At 72.4% G+C, this 20,017-nt stretch carries 16 protein-coding genes; 7 read left to right on the forward strand and 9 right to left on the reverse strand.

What is annotated here, in order from left to right:
* Positions 1-81 precede the first annotated feature (81 nt).
* Positions 82-573: an ATP-binding protein gene (locus G443_RS00775; RefSeq protein ID WP_051313922.1), complete on the forward strand. Its 492-nt coding sequence runs from the start codon at positions 82-84 to the stop codon at positions 571-573.
* Between the two features lie 335 nt (positions 574-908).
* On the opposite strand, the gene G443_RS00780 is transcribed toward G443_RS00775, so the two are convergent.
* From G443_RS00780 to G443_RS00795, 4 genes are all read right to left on the reverse strand, one after another.
* Positions 909-1,304, reverse strand: a complete 396-nt coding sequence (locus G443_RS00780) for an STAS domain-containing protein (protein WP_081715413.1) — start codon at positions 1,302-1,304, stop codon at positions 909-911.
* Between the two features lie 130 nt (positions 1,305-1,434).
* Positions 1,435-3,174, reverse strand: a complete 1,740-nt coding sequence (locus G443_RS00785) for a PP2C family protein-serine/threonine phosphatase (protein WP_051313923.1) — start codon at positions 3,172-3,174, stop codon at positions 1,435-1,437.
* A gap of 143 nt (positions 3,175-3,317) precedes the next feature.
* The gene (locus tag G443_RS00790) at positions 3,318-3,746 is read right to left on the reverse strand and encodes an STAS domain-containing protein (protein WP_211237524.1); all 429 of its coding nucleotides are present in this window, start codon (positions 3,744-3,746) and stop codon (positions 3,318-3,320) included.
* A gap of 576 nt (positions 3,747-4,322) precedes the next feature.
* The gene (locus G443_RS00795) at positions 4,323-5,723 is read right to left on the reverse strand and encodes a pentapeptide repeat-containing protein (protein WP_051313925.1); all 1,401 of its coding nucleotides are present in this window, start codon (positions 5,721-5,723) and stop codon (positions 4,323-4,325) included.
* A gap of 1,488 nt (positions 5,724-7,211) precedes the next feature.
* Here G443_RS00795 and G443_RS00800 point away from each other — a divergent pair.
* From G443_RS00800 to G443_RS00810, 3 genes are all read left to right on the forward strand, one after another.
* Entirely contained in the window at positions 7,212-8,051 is an 840-nt protein-coding gene (locus G443_RS00800) for a M23 family metallopeptidase (protein ID WP_245588782.1), read from the forward strand.
* Between the two features lie 249 nt (positions 8,052-8,300).
* Positions 8,301-8,798 carry a hypothetical protein gene (locus G443_RS00805; RefSeq protein ID WP_051313926.1) on the forward strand — a complete coding sequence of 166 codons (498 nt, stop codon included), beginning with the start codon at positions 8,301-8,303 and terminating at the stop codon, positions 8,796-8,798.
* Entirely contained in the window at positions 8,795-9,139 is a 345-nt protein-coding gene (locus G443_RS00810) for a DUF3817 domain-containing protein (protein WP_026418723.1), read from the forward strand. Before G443_RS00805 ends, G443_RS00810 begins: the two co-directional genes overlap by 4 nt.
* Before the next feature lie 109 nt (positions 9,140-9,248).
* Here the strand turns inward: G443_RS00810 and G443_RS00815 are convergent, their stop codons facing one another.
* Positions 9,249-10,442: a glycosyltransferase gene (locus tag G443_RS00815; RefSeq protein WP_162147299.1), complete on the reverse strand. Its 1,194-nt coding sequence runs from the start codon at positions 10,440-10,442 to the stop codon at positions 9,249-9,251.
* A gap of 794 nt (positions 10,443-11,236) precedes the next feature.
* Between G443_RS00815 and G443_RS00820 the strand changes: the two genes are divergently transcribed.
* On the forward strand, positions 11,237-11,926 hold the full coding sequence (locus G443_RS00820) for a M50 family metallopeptidase (RefSeq protein ID WP_308208816.1): 690 nt from the start codon (positions 11,237-11,239) through the stop codon (positions 11,924-11,926).
* A 438-nt stretch (positions 11,927-12,364) separates the two neighbouring features.
* Entirely contained in the window at positions 12,365-13,966 is a 1,602-nt protein-coding gene (gene guaA, locus G443_RS00825) for a glutamine-hydrolyzing GMP synthase (RefSeq protein ID WP_155886117.1), read from the forward strand.
* Positions 13,967-14,055: 89 nt separating this feature from the next.
* Here the strand turns inward: guaA and G443_RS00830 are convergent, their stop codons facing one another.
* On the reverse strand, positions 14,056-14,391 hold the full coding sequence (locus G443_RS00830; RefSeq protein ID WP_016701163.1) for a hypothetical protein: 336 nt from the start codon (positions 14,389-14,391) through the stop codon (positions 14,056-14,058).
* Between the two features lie 616 nt (positions 14,392-15,007).
* On the opposite strand from G443_RS00830, the gene G443_RS00835 reads away from it, so the two are divergent.
* A complete protein-coding gene (locus tag G443_RS00835) occupies positions 15,008-16,549 on the forward strand; it encodes a putative glycoside hydrolase (protein WP_245588783.1) in 1,542 nt (513 codons plus the stop codon).
* 878 nt (positions 16,550-17,427) lie between these two features.
* Here G443_RS00835 and G443_RS00840 read toward each other — a convergent pair.
* The 3 genes from G443_RS00840 to G443_RS00850 all read right to left on the reverse strand — a co-directional run bounded on the left by G443_RS00840 (position 17,428) and on the right by G443_RS00850 (position 19,764).
* The gene (locus G443_RS00840; protein ID WP_026418728.1) at positions 17,428-18,156 is read right to left on the reverse strand and encodes a PIG-L deacetylase family protein; all 729 of its coding nucleotides are present in this window, start codon (positions 18,154-18,156) and stop codon (positions 17,428-17,430) included.
* Between the two features lie 96 nt (positions 18,157-18,252).
* The gene (locus tag G443_RS00845; RefSeq protein WP_026418729.1) at positions 18,253-18,825 is read right to left on the reverse strand and encodes a type 1 glutamine amidotransferase domain-containing protein; all 573 of its coding nucleotides are present in this window, start codon (positions 18,823-18,825) and stop codon (positions 18,253-18,255) included.
* A 141-nt stretch (positions 18,826-18,966) separates the two neighbouring features.
* Positions 18,967-19,764, reverse strand: a complete 798-nt coding sequence (locus tag G443_RS00850) for a hypothetical protein (protein WP_253860087.1) — start codon at positions 19,762-19,764, stop codon at positions 18,967-18,969.
* Between the last annotated feature and the right edge of the window lie 253 nt (positions 19,765-20,017).

A 20,017-nucleotide genomic window follows, 5' to 3' on the forward strand; every position in this document is an offset into this window, starting at 1 on the left:
CCGCGCGCAGCGCGTCCGACGGGTGGATGCGACCGGGTCACCCCTGCCGCGGGGGGAACAGAAGCAGGCGAGGAGGAAGCGGTGATCGGCGATGACACGGGAACGCGGCAGGGGACTCCGCTGGAACTGCGTCCTGACCACGCCACCCCGGAACGGGGTGCCGGTGCCGACGGAGGACCCGAACCGCTGCGGATGGTCGCCGCCGCCGAGGCAGCGGCCTTAGTGCACGTCCGCCGCACGCTGCGTTCCTGGCTGTCCGGGGCGGGAGTCGACGAGGACAGCTCGGAGTGCCTCCAGCTGGCCGCCTACGAAGCGCTGGCCAACGCCGCCTCGCACGCCTACCCGGAGGACGACGGCGGGTCGGTGTCCATGCGCGCCTGGGTGGATGGCCAGGTGGTCCACGTGGAGGTCGCCGACCACGGAACATGGCGCCCGCCGCCCGCCGACCCGGGAAGCCGGGGGCGGGGTCTCCTGCTGATGGAACGGTGCGTCGACCAGGTCGAGCTCAGTCGCACGGCGTCCGGGACCAGGGTAGGGCTGAGCAGGGCCGTCACGCTGCACTCGACGAGCTGAGGACCGGGGCGGACCACCGGCCCCGCGTGGCCACCGGTGGGCTCCGGCCGCCCCCGCCGGTACGCCGGGTGGCGCTCGCGAGGGCACGCGCGCTCCAGGCCGTCCGGGCGTGGCGACGGGGACGAGCCCTCAGGAACTGCCGGTCGCCTTCCCCCGGGCCCGACCGGACTCCGGAGGGGGAACGGGGGCTTCGCGGGCCGCACTCGGGTCGCCGGGCGACTCCTCGACGCCAAGCCGAGCCCACGCGAAGCCGAGCCGGGGTTCGGGTGGCGCCGGCTGGCGCCGGTGCCTACTGGCGGGCCCCGCCGGTGCCTACTGTCGGGCCCCGCCGGTGCCTACTGTCGGGCCCCGTCGACGAACCGGAAGATGGTGTGCAGGCCCGTGATGCGCATGACCCGCGAGGCGTGGCGGTTCATCGCCGCCAACACGACCTCCCCGCCCCGGGGCTGCACCAACCTCCGGGCGCGGACGAGACTGCTCAGGCAGGCGGAGTCCAGGAAGGTGACCTCGGCGAAGTCCAGGGTGAATCCCGTCGCGCCCGAGGCGAGCAACTGGTCCACCACCGTGTCCAGCTGCGGCGCCGAATAGTGGTCCACCTCGCCGGACAGGCGGATGAACCCCACGTTCTCCGAGTCCAGCGTTCCCCGGGCGATCTCCGTCTCCGCGAGGACGTCGCCGTCGTGCTGTCCCGACTCGTCGGGCGGCTTTCTCTCGGCGGGATGACCTGTCATCGGCTGTTCTCCGGTGTTCGTACTGCTGCCTGGGTCCGCTGCTCCGGCGGCGTTCCGCCTGTCGAGGACAGCCTCCCAACGTGTTCCCCGTCGGGGACCTGGCCAAACCTACGGGTTGGTGTGTGACGCGTCACTCCGACGGGTGAGTTCCCGCGTCCTCGGCCGTCCCCGGCGGCGCGCCGACCGATGCCGCCTGGATGACGAGGATCGCGATGTCGTCGTGGTCGTTGCCGTGCAGGAACTCGAAGACCCGTTGCTGCACCCGGTTGGCGACCGCCTGCGCCTGGAGGCCGCCGCACGTCGCCAGTTCCTCCTGGAGGCGTTCCTCCTCGAACATCTCCCCGGACTCGTCACGGGCCTCGGTCACGCCGTCGGTGTAGAGCAGCAGCGACTCGCCCGGGGCCAACTCCGTCTCCGTCTCGAGGAAGGACGCCTCGTCCAGGGCGCCCACGAGCATCCCGGCGGTCTCCAGCGACTCCACGGTCCCGTCCCGGCGCAGGACCAACGGCCGGGGGTGGCCCCCGTTGGCGAGCCTGATCCGGGCGCCACCGCCCTCGACAGTCGTCATCGCCCCGGTCACCACCGTGGCGAACCTGCCGTCGCCCGCCTGGAGCATGACCCGGTTCAGCAGCTCCAGCCTGGCCGCCGGCCCCGCGGACACGAGGGAGGCGGTCCGCAGGGACTGCCGGACCTGACCGGTGAGCACCGCCGCGTCCACCCCCTTGCCGCAGACATCACCGAGGGAGAACGTCCACCGACCGCCGCCCGGCTCCTCGTGGACGTCGAGGAAGTCCCCACCGATCCTGGTCGCCTCGGCGGAGGCGCGGTAGGCCGAGCCCAGTGACAGCCCCGGCGGTTCGGGGAGGGCGGGCGGCAACAGAGCCGACCGCAGCGACTCCGCGATCCTGGAGCGCTCCGAGTGCACCCTGGCCCCCTCCAGCGCTGTCGACACGCGTTGCGCGTAATCCCTGAGCAGGATCCGGTCGTGCCGGCTCATCCCGGGAGCGGTCGCCATCGCCAGCACGCCGTGGACGTCGGTGCCCGCCGTCAGCGGGAGGAGCATGATCTCGTCGTCCGTGTCGTCGGGCGGGCCCTGGGCCGGCAGTGACCGCGCGGCGGGAACGTCGGGCAGCAGCTCGGCCAGGAGCTCCTTGTCCTGCTCCCCGGGGTTGCCCGCCGGGTCGCCGAGGGGTTCCGCCGTGGGGTCCGAGACGGCGGAGAGGCGGCGCAGCACCGAGGTGTGTCGGGTCCGGCGGAGCGTGACCCCGTCCTGGCTGGCCGTCGCCACCATCGCGGCGGCTCCGTCGCTCATCGCCGCCGCGCAGTGCTCGGCGATGCGGCCCACGGGGAGCCGTGCGGCCAGCGACAGCACCCGACCAGGGCTCAGGGTGCCGGCGAGGGCCGCGCTGGCGTGGGCGAGGAAGGACTTCCGCCGACGCTCCGCCAGCAACGCGTTCTCCCGGTCCCGTTCCGCGGTGACGTCCCGGACGTACCAGGCGGTCAGGCCGGCGGCCAGCGCCGCGCTCCGGCCCAGCAGCTCGTGGTCCCGGTGGGTCGCGCAGAAATCGCGGCGCCCCTCGGCGAGCGCCTCTCGGAGGGCGGGCACGGCGGACTCGTCCAGGCGGGAACCGGGGAGCACTTCCGGGAGGAGCTCGCTCGCCAGTGGGTTCAACCGGCGGACGACGTTCTGGTCGTCCACGATCAGGATCGCGTCCGTGCACCCGGCGAGGAGGACGTCGAGGGCGCCCGTCGGCAGCAACAGCGCTTCGACCTCCGGATAGGCTCCGTCGTGGTGACTCGCGGGCTCCGGGAGTCGGGAGCGGTCCTCAGTCGTGGCCGCGCCGTTAACGCTGTCGCGAGACACCATCATGGTGGGTGGGCTCCTCCCGTCGAACCCCGAGCCTAGCCACACCCACCGTGTGTTGCTCGTAGGCCCGCGCGACCCGTCGCCGCGCCGCGTCCGACCGGTGGTGACGTCCGACCGGTCGGACGTGCGTCACGGCTTCGGCGACGTCACTCCGAGGGGATGCCGAAGGACTCCTGGGCGCGTTCCACGGTGGGGTGGATGGAGAGGACCCGGTCGAGCCCGGTCACCTCGAGGGGCCGCACGACGGTGCGGGAGTCGGCGACCAACGCGAACCCCGCCGTGGCGGGTGCCTCGTGGCGATGGGCGTCGACGAGGGCGGCGAGGCCGCTCGACCCCAGGAAGTCCACCCGGTCCAGGTCGAGGATGACGCGGTGGCCCGCGTCGAGCAGACCGAGGAGTTCCTCCCGCAGGCGGGGAGCGGTGAGCATGTCGATCTCGCCGCTGGCCCGCACCACAACGCCACCCGCCCCGCAGGGTTCGGTGGCGAGGGTGAAGTGCGTGTGCTCGTCCTCGGAGGTACCGGGCTGGCTGGCCTGCCCCAGAGCATCCCGCTCCGCGCGATCATGCATGGTCATCGTCCGTCCGTATCCCTTCCGACCGGTGGCGGCGGTTCGTCGCCGGAGCCGTCCGGAACAGGCGGGGGCGACCGCCACCCGGAGGGTGAGCGGGGCGCCGAATCCGCTGGTTCCGGAGCGGCTCAGGCTGCCGGACCAGCCACAGGGGGCCGTGCCGGGCCTGATCAACTGAGCTACCGCTGCCCACCGTATGTGGAAAATCGATCTTCCGACAAGTCGTGCGGGTGCATGTATACCGCCTGCCGTATCGACGCCTCGGACGTGGCTCGAGCCGGTGGCTCGGCCCCTCGGCCTCGGTGGACGGCGGTGGGCACCCGGTCCTCGGACCCAACCATCCCCACGCGGGCGGAGCAACCGCAGGCGCTATGGCGCCCGACACGTCCGCCGCCGAGGGGCGGTCGACACTCCTCACCCCCGGCGGTGTCCTCGGGCACCGCCGGCTCGGCGACCCACCCGGCGCTGGGCACGCTCGGGCCGGGGAGAGGCGGGCTCCCGGGACGCCGAGGCGACGGGTGGGCATCTCCGGTCCCACGTGGGCCGGCCTCCCGGTGCCGGCGGTGACCCGGCCCTCGGTCGCTAGGGCGTCGAACCGGGGTCACCGGAGCCGGGCTCGGCACCGGTGTCACCGTCGACCAGGCCGGTCGCCACTCGGCCAGGCCCCACCGGTGACGTCGGGGCGGCCTCGGCGAGTTCGAGATTGCCCACCAGCGAGTCCGTCTCCCGGACCCGCCAGCCGGGCGGCCAGGTGCGGTGCGTGGTGTCCGAGGGGCGCCGGACCAGGGAGGCGCGGAGGTCGATGTCGGGTTGCGGCAGTTCGGCCGCCCCGTGGAACTCCACCTCGCGGAACCTGGCCTCACCGGCGAAGAGGGCACCGCCGAACCTGGCGGCCCCGCGGAACTCGCTGCCGGTGAACTTCGTCTGACCGGCGAACTGGGCGTGCAGGAACCACGCGTCGCCGTCGAACCGGGACTCCTTGAACCGAGTCTCACCGAGGAACCGCGCGTTCAGGAACCAGGCCGGGGACAGGAAGCGCGAGTTCTCGAACCAGGCGTGGCCGTCGAAGGTGGCGTCGACGAACCACGCGGGCCCCTCGAAGGTCGCTCCGGCGAACCAGGCGAAGCCGGAGAACCTCGCCCCGGAGAGGCGCGCCGTGCGCGGTCGACAACCGGTGAGGTCCAGATCGACCAACACGGCATTGCTGAGGTCGACATCGATGTCGGGCCAGAAGGTCGCAGCCGGCCTCCCCGAGGCGTCCTCCGCCGGCCTGAGGTGGTTCGCCAGGACACGTTGCACCGCCATGCGGACCTGGAGCTCCTCCCTCGCCGCCAGCTCCCGGTCCGAGGGGTAGGGCCGGTCCGACCGCAGCTGGGGCGGCACGGCGAACGGCATGCGCAGGTACCCGCACAGGACGTCGACCACGGTCTGCCGCTGGTCCGGGTAGCACTGCCCCAGCTGGTCCAGCGCGTACACGCCCGCCATGCGGACGGGCGCCCGTTCGCTGCCGAGCTGGTTGGCCCCGAGCCCGTACAACTCGGTGACCGCCCGCCGGTCCGCCAGCGCCGGGCGGGGGGAGATCCGCCCGAACCTGCTCGTCGTCGGACGGGAGGAGTCGGGACCGGGGAGCACGACCTCCTCCCCGTCTCGCTGACGGTGCGGCTGAGAGGGCGCCCTCCTCGCCGAGCCGGGCACCGTCGGAGCCGCCTCCCGGGGGCGCCCGCCCTGAGCGGACCACCTGCCCACGAGGTGGACCGCGCCGACCAGGGCGCCGCACAGCGCTGTCAACGCGGCCGCGCTGGCCGCGGCCCGGACCGCCTCGAGTCGCAGGCGGAGGCGATCCGGCTCACCCACGTCGTGGGACAACCACAGGAAGAGGACGGGACCCAGGACGAGCAGGGCGAAGGAGGGCCACACGACGAGTCGCAGCCATCGCCTGGTCGTCCGGTCGGTGGCCGGTCGCCCGGGGCCCGCTGTGATCATGACCCCGTATGCTCGCGTGCCGCGAGCAGGATGGGAAAGCCCCGGACGAGTCATTCCCCGGTTACCGTCCGTGCGTCGGAGCCCGACACGCCGTCACGGGGGACCCCGTCCGGAGGTGGGAACCGCGCGGGTGCCGCGCGCCCGCCGCGCAGCCCCGGGATTCCGCCTCCACGGGTCCGCGTCGGACAGGAGGGCGACGGTGGCCTCCGGCTACCCGGCGGGCGTCACGAGACGGCGGCTGCGGACGGGAACGACCTCGTGGGGGGCCGTGCGGTCCCGCTCGGCCGACGCCGGGTGGACCCGAGTGCCATCGGCACCGTGATGGTGCGGCCGTCGCCGATCCGACCGACCCGACCGGCGAGGTGATCACGGTCCGTGATCACGTGCGGGATTCGGTAAGGGGGAAAAGGGGGATCGGTGGACGGCTGTGTCCCGGTCCACCATGGACGGAAGCACAGTGGACCCTTTTCCCGGCTCACGTGATCTCGTCGTGTGGCGGACGGGGAGAAGAAGGTGTTCGCGTCGCGGGAAAATGGGGGATTGCGAATCGTCCGGTCCCGAGATCCTCATCGGCGGTCCCCGGTTCCACGCGAGATCCCGGTTCGTCACCCCGTGACCCGCGCGGTGGGGGCGGGGGCGGCGGCGGGGTGCCCGTCCTTCGGTTGGCTCGCTGGTGCCTGATGGCGGAGCGCTCGACTGGGCCGCGTCCCGGGGGCGTCGTGGCCGCCGTCACGACGTGACCCGGTGGGTCCGAGGTCCTGCTGGTCCAGGGGCTTCAACCTGGTGGGCCACCCACCTCGGGGCGGCTGTCCGAGGGCCCCGAGACGGCGGTTCGGCGGGTGCCCGGAGCGGGTCCAGGGCTCGGGTGAGCGCCGTCACTCGGGCTGCCGACTGGTTGTGGGGGTGGGCGCCTCGGCGGAGGTGGATGACGCCGCTGCCAGCCGTGATGGGTGGTTCCCGAGGGTCGCGGGCCGAGGCGTCGGATGCCGCTGGCGCCGGTGGTCGGGGGTGTTGTCGGGGGGTGCGGAATATCCGGGCGAAGGTGGCGGTTTTGTCCTGGCGGCTGGCGGTTGAATGCGCAAGAGATCGCGCATAGTGACCATTTGGCTATTTCGATCATGGTGAATGGGTGCGGCGTCACCCACACTTGCATTGATTTTGCTTTTTTGGTTACGGTCAGTCAGTACGTCACGGTTCGGTCACGACGTATGGACGTGCAAGGGATGACAGATCGGTCTCCCTTCCGGGATCCCCCGCCCGAGTCCGAGTGGCCGAGCCTCCCCCGAGACGGACGAAAGGTCATCTATGGCTCGGCATCGCTCCCTGAGCGGTCACCATCCCTCGCCGGCTCTGCTGGAGGCACTGGCTCGGTCCTCCCGTCACGGCCGCGCAGCACATCGTCTGCCGCAGCTCCCGCTGCGGGAAGGCCACAAGTCCGCGGTAGCGGGCGCGTTGGCCGGGGCGTTCTTCCTCGCGGGAGGCCCGCTGGTGGCAGGCTCCGGCGTCGCCCTCGGCGACTCCGGCGTTGACACCGACGGCCGGCTGCCCGCGCTGGAGGTCCTGCCGATCCATCGGCAGGTCGACCAGCAGGAGGAAGCCGCCAAGCTCCAGAAGAACGAGGAACTCCAGGCCAAGCTGGCCGCCGCCGAACAGGCGGCCCAGGAGGCCGTCGAGCGCCGGGCGGCTGAGCAGGCTGCTGCCGAGCAGGCCGCTGCCGAGCAGGCTGCGGCTGAGCAGGCCGCCGTCGAGCAGGCTGCGGCTGAGCAGGCCGCTGCTGAGCAGGCCGCTGCTGAGCAGGCTGCTGCCGAGCAGGCCGCCGCCGAGCAGGCCGCGGCTGAGCAGGCCGCGGCTGAGCAGGCCGCGGCTGAGCAGGCTGCGGCTGAGCAGGCTGCGGCTGAGCAGGCTGCGGCTGAGCAGGCTGCTGCCGAGCAGGCCGCGGCGAACGTCCAGTTCGTCAAGCCGGCCGAGGGGCGTTTCACCTCCGGCTTCGGCGCCCGGTGGGGCACCACGCACTACGGTGTCGACATCGCCAACTCGATCGGAACCCCGATCTACTCCACCACCTCCGGCACGGTGATCAGCTCCGGGCCGGCCAGTGGCTTCGGCCTGTGGGTCCGGGTGCAGCACGACGACGGGACCATCACCGTCTACGGCCACATCGACCAGTCCCTGGTCAGCGTCGGCCAGCGGGTGGGTGTCGGCGAGCAGATCGCGACCATGGGCAACCGTGGTCAGTCCACCGGCCCGCACCTGCACTTCGAGGTGCACGTCAACGGACAGAAGATCGACCCGCAGCCCTGGCTGGCGGAGCGGGGGATCTCGCTCTGACAGGTAGCGCCAGCGGACCGGCGGCCCGGTTCTCCCGGAAGGGGGGACCGGGCCGTTCGCCGTCCGCGCGCCGAACGCCCACCCCACCCGTCCCGGACGAGCTGGGACCGGCCTTCCGGCGGTGTTCACCCATCACCGTGTCGTCGGCGCGTCCCCTGGTCGTCGCCCCAGCACTCCCGGGGCGACCCGGACCACGACTGGCGCATACCGGCTCGCACCGGCACCCGACCGGAGTGCTAGCGTCCAGGCGTGCGTGACCTGCTGCTACGACCTCGGTGGCTGGTGTTGCACCTGCTGACCCTGGTGATCGTCCTGGCGTCGTTCCGGCTCGGCTGGTGGCAGTGGGACCGGTTCCAGTCGATCGACGGACGCGGCCTGAACCTCGGTTACACGGTGCTCTGGCCCTTCATCGGCGTCTTCACCGCGTACGTGTGGTGGCGCCTGCTGCGCATGGAGGCCGAGCGTGCCGACCCGGCGTCGCCCCAGCTCCCAGTGGTCCTCGAGGACGGCGGTGAACGGGCCGACGAGGCCGAGGGCACGGCCCCGTCGCCCCGCGTCTCGGCGAGGGCCGCCGCCGCCGAGGCGCAGCTCGCCAGGCTCCGATCCGGCTCCGAACCACGCACGCACGAGAACGACCGACCAGCACAGGACCACGAGGCCGGGCTGACCGAGTACAACGAGTACCTGGCGGCCCTGCGTCGAGCGGACGAACGACCGGGCTCCCCTGCCCAGATGGAGGCGACGTGACCTCGGTGGACAAGCAGCCGCAGACCTTCACCGTCCCGATGGGCGCGCTGACCCGGTTCAGGGTCCTCGCCTTCGTGACCGGGGTCTGCCTGTTGATCCTCGTGCTCGTGGCGATGCCCCTCCGCTACCTCGCGGAACACGACCTGGTGATGACCATCATCGGGCCGGTGCACGGGTTCGCCTACATGGTCTACCTGGTGTTCGCCTTCGATCTCGCGATGAAGTGCCGGTGGTCCATCAAGGGGACCGTGCTCGTCCTCCTCGCCGGCACCGTCCCCTTCTTCTCCTTCGTCGCCGAGCGGAAGGTGACCACCCGGCTGAAGGCCGGCGAGCGCATCTGAGGGTCCCCCGTCGAGCCACCAGCCCCGAACCGGACGGTCGGCCCGGGGCCGACCGCCCGGCGAGGGCGATCACGGCTCGCCACGGTCACGAACTCCCCACTCCACCCGGTCAGTCGGCGAGGACGTGCCGGTAGATGTCCACCATCGTCGAGGCGTAGCTGGCCGTCGTGTGCGCTGCCGCCCGCTCCCTGGCCCGCGCCCCGATGGCGGCGGACCGCTCCGGCGCTCGGAGCAGGTCCACGGTCCGGTCGGCGAAGGCGTCCGGGGACGGCTCGGTCAGTTCGAAGGCATTGGCGACCGCGTTGGAGGTGTGCAGCGCGGGGTCGACCAGAACGGCCGGCCGGCCAGCGAGCGCGGCCTCCTGGAGGACCAGGCCCTGGGTGTCGCTCTGGGAGGGGAAGGCGAACACGTCGCAGGCCGCGTAGGCGGCGGCGACCTCGTCCGCCGGCTGCTCACCGAGCACGTGCGTGCGGTCCGCGATGCCATGCCGCTTCAACATCCGACGTAGTTCGCGCTTCTGGTACACCGCGCCCACCAGGACCAGGCGCGCGTCGGGCAGCTCCGCCGCCACGCGCTCGAAGGCCGGCACCAGCAGGTCGACGCCCTTCTCCCGGTTCACCCTGCCCACGAAGAGCACCACCGGAGCGCGCTCGGGAATGCTCCACCGCCGCCGGAAGTCGGCAGCGGCGTCCGCGTCGAGGGACGGCCTGCTCACGGCGGCGGGCGCCACGAACATCCGGTCCTCCGGTACCGACAGGGTCGTGCGCTCCAGGATGGCCGGAGTGGGGACGACGACGGCACCGGCGTCCTCGAGCAGCAGCTCGTTCACGGCGTCGATCAGCGCCCGCTTGGCGTTCCGGCCACGCCCCACCTTGGGGACGGGGCGGTCCAGCCTCCGCGCGTACATCCGCAGCATCAACCGGAGCGCGGCGCTCGGCGCCCGGTACGCCTCGGCGTAGGCGTGCAGGTCCGTGTGGTAGGTGTGCACCACCGGCACACCCAACCTGCGGGCCGTCATGATCCCCAACAGCCCGGCCGGGCCGGGGGTGTGGACGTGGACGACGTCCGGTGCCCAGCCGGCCAGCTGGTCCACGTGCGCCGCTCTCGGCAGCACCAGCCGCAGGGCCGCGACACCGCAGGGAACCGAGTCCAGGGTCAGCACACCGCGTTCCAAACCCTGGGACGGGTGGTGGGGTACGACGAGCACGCTCTGGTGGCCCTGGTCGACGAGACTTCCGAGCAGCGTGCGCGTGGAGGTGACGATGCCGTCGCGTCGCGGGAGGTTGGTGTCGCTGAAGTGCATGACCCGCACCGGAGCCGGTTTGGCCTCCGGACGCAGGCGGCGAACCGGCTTGGGCACCGGCCGCGGCCGGGCGGGGCGCGGCGTCGGTCGAGTGGTGCCGGTCGGGTTGCCTGGTTGGGAACTGTCCATGATCCCCTCGGTGCGCGGGTCGTCTCGGTAGAGCCTGCGGTCGGGCGACCGTGGGCCACGGCGAGGACGACGTGGGACCCCTGCCGTTCCGCACCTGCCCCGGGAGCCGTCGGCGTGACGTCGCGTGGGTAGGCGGGCGCCGCTTTGCGCCGCTGTCGGGAGCAGGGTAGACGGCCGCTGTTCCCGTCGGGGTCTGCTGGTCGTGGTCGCAGCAGGACAGTGACACATCGGCGGCGGGCGAATCAATCGCCCGTCCGCCATTTCAGGGTCATCTCAGGGATGTCTAAGGGATTTGGTCCGCCGGTCACCCTCCGGTAACCTGCCGTGTGCCCGTCGTCGCGGAGAGTTGTCGGCGGGGTGGCGCCAGCCCGTGCCCTCCGCGCTCCTCGGGTACCGGACGTGGTCGGGCAGGGGGGCCGTCCCGGGGCGGGCCGGCCCGCCCGGTCCGCCGTCCCGCGCCCCCGGCGGCTCCGGGTCAGCGCCCAGCCGGGTCGTGGACCACCGCGTAGCCGTCCCCCGCGCGTACCGTGCGATGTCGGTCGGAGCACCGCGGCCGTCCCCCCGGCCCCCGGTCCCACCCCGGACCGCCGACGTGGCGGCGTATGGAATCTTGGGACGGCTCCGGTTGGGGAGCGCGGATGCCGCATGTGGAAGCTGGAGCGTCGGTGGACCTACTTCTCGAGCGAACCGTCGAATCCGGGATGGCGCTCGTCGCCGCCGCCGGACTGGTCGCGTTGGCCAGCGTCCTGCACCGGGGGAGTTGGCGCCTCCTCCGCAACGTCGTGACCATCGTCCACGAGGGCGGTCACGCGATCGTGGCGCTGCTGACCGGTCGACGGCTCGCCGGGATCAGGTTGCACTCCGACACCTCGGGCGTGACGGTGTCGGTGGGACGGCCCCGAGGGCCGGGCATGATCGCCACCCTCGTGGCCGGGTACCCGGCACCGTCCCTCCTGGGGCTGCTCGCCGCCTACCTCGTCACCAACGGGATGACCCGGGGGCTGCTGATCGGCTCCGTCGTCGTGCTGGCCGCGATGCTGCTCGCCATCCGCAACCCGTTCGGCGTGCTCTCGGTACTGCTGACCGGGGCGGTCATCTTCCTGGTCGCCTGGTTCGCCGCCGTCGAGGTCCAGGAGGCGTTCGGTCTCCTGTTCGCATGGTTCCTGCTGTTCGCCGGTGTGCGCCCCGTGCGGGAGCTCGGGAGGATGCGCAACCGCCCGGACACCCGCGACTCCGACGCGCACCAGCTCGCCCGGCTCACCGCCGCGGGCCCGTTGATGTGGATCGTGGTGTTCCTCCTCATCAACCTCTCCGCGCTCGTCGTCGGCGGCGGTCTCCTGCTCGGCCTGCTCTGAGGTCCGGGACGAGGAGGGCGACGGTGGACCGGAGGACACCCGCCGGCCCTCCCGCCGACGCGTCGGCCCGGCGGCTACTGGTCGGAGGTGGCGAGGTCACGGGGCACCGCTGGTAGCGGGATCCCCGGGGCGATCGGGCGGAACCGCGGCCGCCACGGCACCGGGGCCGCCGGCTGTCGGCCGGTCCGCACCCGGAGCGGGGTGTGAGCATTCCCGGGCGGTAACCTGCCTCACCCGCTCGTCATGCCGGTGGCCGTCGAACGCGGCGGGAGGTCGGACCAGCCGCCCCGTGCCCTGGCGAAAGGGGACCAGGGCCGTCGGAGCGGTGGGGCGGAGGGGCACCGCTGACCCCGCCGGACGGCCCACTGCGGAGTGCTACCGTTGCCACCGGTTCAGGAGCAGGGCCGTTAGCGGGTTTGCCGAGTAGCAGGAGTTGGAATGCAATCGGGTCTTGGTGCCCAGCGGTCGCTGGCCTACAACCGCCCGTCCGCCTCAGTGAACGAGGCCGTCGTCGTCCTCGACTTCGGATCCCAGTACAGCCTGTTGATCGCGCGCCGCCTGCGCGAACTGGGTGTGTACTGCGAGTTGCTGCCGGCGGACAGCTCGAAGGAGCGTATCGCCGAGCTGGCCCCGAAGGGAATCATCCTCTCCGGTGGGCCGCAGAGCGTCTACGACGCCGGTGCTCCCGGCCTGAGCGAGGCCGTCCGGTCGGCAGGGGTGCCGGTCCTCGGCATCTGCTACGGCGCGCAGCTCATCGCCTACCACCAGGACGGTCGCGTCGAGGCGGCGGAGCGGCGTGAGTTCGGCCGCTCGACGGTCAAGGTGTTGGAGGACAACCTCCTCTTCGATGGGATCGGCGAGTCGCTGGAGGTGTGGATGAGCCACACCGACCACATCCTCGAGCCCCCGCCGGGTCACCGGGTTGTCGCCCGCAGCGAGGGTGGGCTGATCGCCGCGATGAGCGACGGCGCGCGTTACTGGGGCGTGCAGTTCCACCCGGAGGTGGCCCACACCCCGCTCGGTCGCACGATCCTGGAGAACTTCGTCCGGCGGATCTGCGGCTGCGTCGAGCAGTGGTCGACCACCTCCTTCGTCGACGAGACCGTGGAGTGGCTGCGCGAGCGCATCGGTGACCGGCGCGCGATCTGCGCCCTGTCCGGTGGAGTGGACTCCGGGGTGGCCGCGGCGCTGGCCGCCCGTGCGGTGGGCGACCAGTTGACGTGCGTCTTCGTGGACAACGGCCTGCTGAGGCAGAACGAGGCCGACCAGTGCATGGCGGTGTTCGCCGAACACCTCGACATGAAGGTGCTCAAGGTCGACGCCTCCCAGAAGTTCCTCGAGGCGCTCGACGGGGTCACCGACCCGGAGGAGAAGCGCCGCCGGATCGGCCGCTGCTTCATGGAGGTCTTCGAGGAGGTCGCCCCGAGCCTTGAGGGGGCTGACTACTTCATCCAGGGGACGACCTACCCGGACGTCATCGAGAGCGCCGGCGACTCGGGCCGGCACTCGGCGGCCGCTACGAAGATCAAGACCCACCACAACGTGGGCGGCCTCCCCGACACGATGAAGCTGGAGCTGCTCGACCCGCTGTCCTTCCTCTTCAAGGACGAGGTGCGCGCGGCGGGCCGGGTCCTCGGTCTCCCCGAGCAGATCGTCGACCGGCATCCCTTCCCGGGCCCCGGCCTGGCGGTCCGCATGACCGGCGCCGTCACCCCGGAGCGGTTGGAGCGGCTGCGCCGGTCCGACGAGATCTTCATCTCCGAGCTGCGGTCCGCGGGCCTGTACCAGCAGACGGCGCAGGCCCTGGTCGTGCTCACCTCGGACAAGAGCGTGGGCGTGCTGGGCGACTTCCGCACCTACGAGGACGTCGTCGCCCTGCGCGCCGTCGACACCGAGGACTGGATGACGGCCGACTGGTCCCGGCTGCCCTACGACTTCCTCGCCAGGGTCAGCAACCGGATCGTGAACGAGGTCCCCGGCGTCAACCGGGTCGTCTACGACATCAGCAGCAAGCCCCCGGCGACCGTCGAGTGGGAGTGAGCGCCGCACCCGCGTCCTGAGGAGCGGGCCCGGACACGAACGGAGCCGGGGCGGTCGATCCGCCCCGGCTCCTGCTGTCCGCCGGCCGCCTAGTTGCTCGGTCGCTGTTCTCTGGTCCGGAGGGCCAGTGGCGCACCCGCCAGGTCCTCCTCGTTGCACAACAACTTGAGGTCGTAGTAGGGCGCGCCCTCGCTGTCGTCGTAGTCGAGGTGGACGGCGATGACGTCCACCGGTTCGCCCAGCCACTCCTGGGTCTGCCGCAGCCAGGCCGCGGACCGTTCCAGTGCCGAGGGCAGATCGTCGTCGCGGAACTGCACCGGACGGTAGGGAACTCCCTGAACCTGGTCCCTGGTGTCAAACGGACGCGGAAGTCCGGTGGCCACGCCCGCGTCGTCAAGGTCGAGTCGGATGGTTTCCTCACTCACAGTCGAAGACTCCCGCAGCGACAGGCCGGATGCAACTCTCCTGCGGCTTTCGCCCCTGGTCCGGGTGTTCGATCGGGCGCGCGGCGGGGCTCGTCGGGCGGGTCGTCACGGGCGGTGTCACCACCACGACCAGGAGACCTGTTCGGAGCGTGGCGCCACGAAGCCAGACAGTGAGGTAACGAGGCTCTCTGTCGGGTGATTGACATTTGATCATTCAGGTGCACTACGCACGTGGTGATCACCAGTGGTGATCGCTCGGTCGAGGCGCCCCTGTCCTGCCCTGTCGCTCCGGGCTGCCGGCCGCAGGGCTGTCGCCTCCACACCGACGAGGCCCGGAACCACGACACTCGCGCGGAAAGCGCAGTTCAGAAGCCCACTCCTCCGCGCTGCGCGCTGCGAGCACTCCGGCTAGCCTCGGGCTCGTCCGGTCACTGTCGGCAGCGGGGTCGTCATGTTTCGTCGTCGCACTGCTTCCCCCGGCAGGGGTCACGCCACCGGGTGGGCGCGCGGAGTCGGGGCCACCCGGGTGGCGCTCGTCGCGGCCTTGGTTCAGGCCGCGCTCGCGGGCACGGGAACGGCCCCGGGAGCGACCACGGTTCGCACCCCGCCCGCCGTCATGTCCTCCCACAGCGCGGGCGCCGGCTCCGCATCCACGCTCCCGGGGCCGCCCGCGGCCCCCGAGCCCGCGGCCCCCGAGCCCCCGGCCCCCTCCGAACCGGACGGCGGTGCCGGACCCGACGACCTGACCGCCCCGGGTACCGAGAGCGAGGGCTCGGCCTGGACAGGGAGCCCGGAGCTCCCGCCCGACTGGCCGTGGGGCGACGAGTGGCGCCCCCCGTCGACGAACGACGTGGAGGCGAACGGGCACGGAACGGCGAGCGACCGACCGACCACGGTCGACGCGGCGGCTCTCACGGCCATGCCGGTTCCCGCCTTCCCGTTCCTGCCGATCGCGCGACCGGTGATCAGCATCCCGGAGCCGGTCGAGGTCGGTGGTCCCTCCGAACCGTTCACCCTCACCGGCAGGGTCAGCGGGGCCACCGCGCTCACCGTGCAACGCCTACCGGTCGCGCTGGCGGCGGACGGGACCTTCGCCGTCGACTTCCCGGCCCCACCTCCCGCCATCGAGGTCGTCGCCCGAGGGGTCACCGGTCACGTCACCGAACGACGGGTCGTGGTCGACGTGCGGTACCCGGCTGGCCGGGCGGTGCACGTCGGAGCGTCGGCCTGGGCCCGCGCCCCGGTCCGCGACGAGATCCTGCGCCTGGCGGAGGAGGGGTGGATCGACACCGTCCAGCTGGACGTGAAGGACGAGTACGGGTGGGTCGCCCACGCGACTGGCGTTCCGCTCGCTCGGGAGATCGGCGCCGTGCGGGAACGCTACGACGTCGCCAACACCCTGGACCTGCTGCACGCTGCCGGCGTGCGCGTGGCGGGGAGGATCGTGACGTTCCGCGACCCGGTGCTCGCCGGGTGGTCCTGGGAGCGGGGAGAACCGGACCGGGTGGTGCGCTCCCGGGACGGGACGGCCTGGGGCGCCGGCTACGGCGGGCCGGTGTACACGAACTTCGCGAACCCCGAGGTGCGGCAGTACAACATCGACCTCGCGGTGGAGGCGGCCGAGCTCGGATTCGACGACGTCGTGTTCGACGAGGTGCGCCGCCCGCACGGCGCTCTCGACCTCCTGTGGTTCCCCGGGCTCGCGGGCTCCCCGGAACAGGGGGTGGCCGAGTTCCTCCGCGACGCCAGGAACGCGGTGCGGCCCTACGGCGCGTACGTGGGAGCCACCGTGCACGGGGTGGCGGCCACCCGCCCCACGGAGGTGGCCCAGGACATCCCCGCGATCGGCGGCCAGGTCGACTTCGTCGCGCCGATCCTGTTCCCCTCGAGCTGGGGCCCGGGGGAGTACGGGATCGCGCGGCCCGAATCGCAGCCCCACGAGATCACCAGCCGAGCGCTCGCTGACGTCGTCCGACTGCTGGCGGGATCCGGGGCCCAGGTCGTGCCGTGGCTCCAGGACTTCTCGGTGGGGGCCGACTTCGGGCCGGACGAGGTCCGTGCCCAGATCCGAGCCGCCGAGGAGGCCAAGGCCCCCGGTTACCTGCTCTGGAACCCCGGGGGCAGGTACCAGGAGGAGACGTGGGACGGCACGGGATGAAAAATTCTCGGAACCCTGTAATACGGAGGGGGTCTGTGGCGACCCACGGGTGGGCTGGTTGTTGATGCGTTCGGCACCCATCCCGGTCCTGCGGGAGCCACCGGGGCTTTCCGCTCACTTACGGTATTACACAAGGATTGGGGTGCGACGGCGATGCGTGCTTTCAAGAGGTGGTTCGTCAGATTCCTGCACGACCTGGATCGCGGTGGGGACGTCATGCGTGGGGTGACTCCCCGCGTCTGAGGCCGCCGTGCGTCACGGGCCGCGGGGCGTCGACGACCCGCGGCCGGTGCGCCGCCCGCTCCACCCGCGGCGGCGCGCCCCGCGGCCCGAACCGGTCCTCCGTCAGGTGTTTTGCCGTCGGTGGGCCGGTGGGGAGCGTTCGGCGTCCCACCGGACGAGGGGCGCCGCCGGCTCCGCGTCCGGGCCCCACGCCCCCGGGGGCCGCTCTCCCGTCCTGGGGTGCGGAACGGGGCGCGTTGGTAACGCCCCGGGAGCGCGGCGGCCGGTGCCCGGAGCGGATATACCGTCCCTTTCGGGGGCATACCCCGCCACCCGTGTGAATTGCGGGTGGAAATCCAGTCACGCGCCGTGCGTGTTTCATCCATCCACCGCGACCGAATAAACGGGCGAACCCCCGAATGGCAGGGATGGACCGCCGAATGGCGGGTGCGGCCCGTTTCCGTCCCGTCACGGTGAGCGCCGTTCCTCACGACTGCCGAGGCTCCCACCAGCTACCAGCTACCAGCTACCAGCTACCAGCTACCAGCTACCAGCGCCCGGCCCCACCCCTCCCGCTCGCCGCTCCGGCACACGAACGGTCAGGCTCCGCGCGCACGGTCGAGCACCCGGGCTCCTCCGGCGCACGACCCGCCCGTTCACCCGAAGACGACCTCGTAGTTCCGCAGCAGGCGTTCGACCATCGTGGGGGCGAGCGCCGGGGCGGCTGCGCCCGGATCGAGGGGTCTCAGCTGGCTCTCGTAGGCGGCGGCCGCGTGCCGCTTGGCCTCCACCACACCGGTGCGGAGCGTGATCCGCCGTGCCCGGTGCCACGGGACGCGCGGGTCGTCGGGGCTGGCCCAGTGCCACATCCAGATCGGGTACTCCCACAGGCGCGCCCCGGTGCGTTCACAGGCCTCCGCGCTCGCGCGGCCGACGGCCTCGTGGTCCGGGTGACCATCCCCCCGCCAGGTGGCGAAGCACCACTGCCCGGGACGGAGCAGGCCCTCCAGTTCCTTGGTCAGGCTCTTCTCGTCCACCGCGCCGTCCAGCTGCCCCAGGGTGCGCACCGCGCTGTCCCGCAGCCCCAGCCTCCGCAGGGCCTGCGCGCTCTCGAATCGCCGCATGATCGCGAGTTGCGCCGGGGAGTAGGCCCCAGCCCCGGGGTGTGCCGCGTCGCCGTCGGTGACGGCCACGACCTGCGCACCGCCCAGCACCGTCATCACGCCACCCACCCCGAACACCTCGTCGTCGGGGTGCGGGGCCACCACCACCGGTGTGAGCGCGACGCCCGCCGCCTCGAGGTCCAGTTCCGGCCACTCCCGTGGCGCGGCCCACCCGCGCCACACGTCTTCCGAGGTGCCCTCTCCCGAGATGCTCACCGACATCGCTCGGGCCTCCTTCCGGCGCCACCGCGCGGCGCCGAGCGCCGGAACCGGGACGGGCGTGGCGCTCCGTGCCCCCGGTCCCGACGGCGGTTCGGGTCAGACGCTCCGTCGCTGACCCTCGTGCCTGCCCTCGGCGAACTCCTCCACGATCTTCGCCGAGAACGCGGGGAGGTCGTCGGGCTTCCGGCTGGTGACCAGACCCTGGTCGGTGACCACCTCCTGGTCCACCCAGGTGGCACCGGCATTGCGCAGGTCGGTCTGGAGGCTCGGCCAGGACGTCACCGTTCGACCACGCACGACGTCGGCCTCGATCAGCGTCCAGGGTGCGTGGCAGATCGCGCCCACCGGCTTGCCCTCCGAGAAGAACTGCCTGGTGAAGGCGACGGCCCCGGCATGGGTCCGCAGGAAGTCGGGATTGGCGACCCCGCCGGGCAGGACCAGGGCGTCGTAGTCGGCGCTGCTCACGTCGTCGACCACCCGGTCGACCGGGAAGGTGTCCCCCTTGTCCAGGTGGTTGAAGCCCTGGATGGTGCCCTGCTGGGTCGACACCAGTTCGGGCTGACCCCCAGCCGACCGCACGGCCTCCCACGGTTCGGTGAGTTCCACCTGTTCCACGCCTTCCGGCGCCACCAGGAACGCGATCTTCTGCCCTGTCAACTCGGCTGCCACTGTCCCTCCTCCGATCTCGGTGCGGAGCGGTGCCGTGCCCACCGCCCCCGCTGTGCCTGTCGGCTTCCCGGCGGTCGTGGTGCCAAAACGTGCCTCCTCGCGCCAGGATCACCCGGTTGGACAGAGCCCGTCACGGCCGCGTCACGGCGGCACACCCGTGGCGCAACAAACCGCGCCCACGCTGGCGCCATGAGCGAATCGACCACGGGTCCGGTGTCGGGCGACGGCGTGAGCGGTGTGGCCGGCCCCTGCCACCGGGCGCACGGCCCGACCGGGAGCTGGCGGGGCTGGGTGGCGGAAGTGGTGGAGCTGGCGGCCCTGTTCCTCGCCGCGGGCGCCGTCCACCTGCTGGCCACCGGAGTCGGTCACCTGGAGTTCGGCGCCGGCCTGCTCGTCGCCTTCGGTGTTCTCCTCGTCGTCGCGGCACTCGTCCACCGCTGGTGGACGCACCGCAGGGCGGACGTCACGGGTTCCGCGCCGGCCGGTGCCCCCGCCGCCGGGCCCGGCGGCGTCGAGTCGAACCCGGTGGTCGAGGACGTGCCCGGCGGGACGTGCCCGGTCGAGGACGGTCCCCTCGCGCCGGCCGGTCGCCTCTGGCGCATCCGGACCCGCGTCGACGACGCTCCCGGCGGCCTCGCCCTCCTGACCGCCCATCTCGCCCAACTCGAGGTGAACATCCGTTCGATGCAGGTGCACCCGGAGGTCGGAGGTGCCGTGGACGAGTTCCTGGCGACCGTGCCCGACCAGGTGACGGAGACCGAACTCGCCGAGGCCGTCACGCGGGCTGGGGGCGGGGGGACCCACCTCGCGGTCGCCGACGTCCACGACCTCGCGGACACCACCACCCGGGTGCTCACCGTGGCGACGGGTCTGCTGGCGGACCGGGGAACGCTCCCCGCCGCTCTCGCCCGCCTCGCCGCCACCGGCGAACCCCACCACTCGGCGACGGCCCCGGCTGGCTGCGCCCCGGACACCGTTTCCGGGACCCGGATGTGCCTCCGGGCGCCCACCGGGGGAGTGTTCGTCCTCACCCGCCCCGGGATCGCGTTCACCCCGGTGGAGTTCGCGCGTTGCCGCGCGCTCGTGGGGCTCGCCGCCGCGCTGCCCGCACCCCCCGGAACCACCGAGGCCGCCGAGGTCCTGGCTCCCGAGGAGCGCGCACAGCCAGGGCAGCGGGTGGGACGGCCCCCGA

Source organism: Actinoalloteichus caeruleus DSM 43889, assembly GCF_000429185.2.
In the GTDB taxonomy this organism is placed as follows: Bacteria; Actinomycetota; Actinomycetes; order Mycobacteriales; family Pseudonocardiaceae; genus Actinoalloteichus_B; species Actinoalloteichus_B caeruleus.

Bases quoted from the DNA above. Each gene is read 5' to 3' on its own strand.
- G443_RS00780 (WP_081715413.1), bottom strand. From the start codon at position 1,304: ATGACAGGTCATCCCGCCGAGAGAAAGCCGCCCGACGAGTCGGGACAG.
- G443_RS00785 (WP_051313923.1), bottom strand. From the start codon at position 3,174: ATGATGGTGTCTCGCGACAGCGTTAACGGCGCGGCCACGACTGAGGAC.
- G443_RS00790 (WP_211237524.1), bottom strand. From the start codon at position 3,746: ATGACCATGCATGATCGCGCGGAGCGGGATGCTCTGGGGCAGGCCAGC.
- G443_RS00795 (WP_051313925.1), bottom strand. From the start codon at position 5,723: ATGATCACAGCGGGCCCCGGGCGACCGGCCACCGACCGGACGACCAGG.
- G443_RS00815 (WP_162147299.1), bottom strand. From the start codon at position 10,442: ATGCACTTCAGCGACACCAACCTCCCGCGACGCGACGGCATCGTCACC.
- guaA (WP_155886117.1), top strand. From the start codon at position 12,365: ATGCAATCGGGTCTTGGTGCCCAGCGGTCGCTGGCCTACAACCGCCCG.
- G443_RS00835 (WP_245588783.1), top strand. From the start codon at position 15,008: ATGTCCTCCCACAGCGCGGGCGCCGGCTCCGCATCCACGCTCCCGGGG.
- G443_RS00840 (WP_026418728.1), bottom strand. From the start codon at position 18,156: ATGTCGGTGAGCATCTCGGGAGAGGGCACCTCGGAAGACGTGTGGCGC.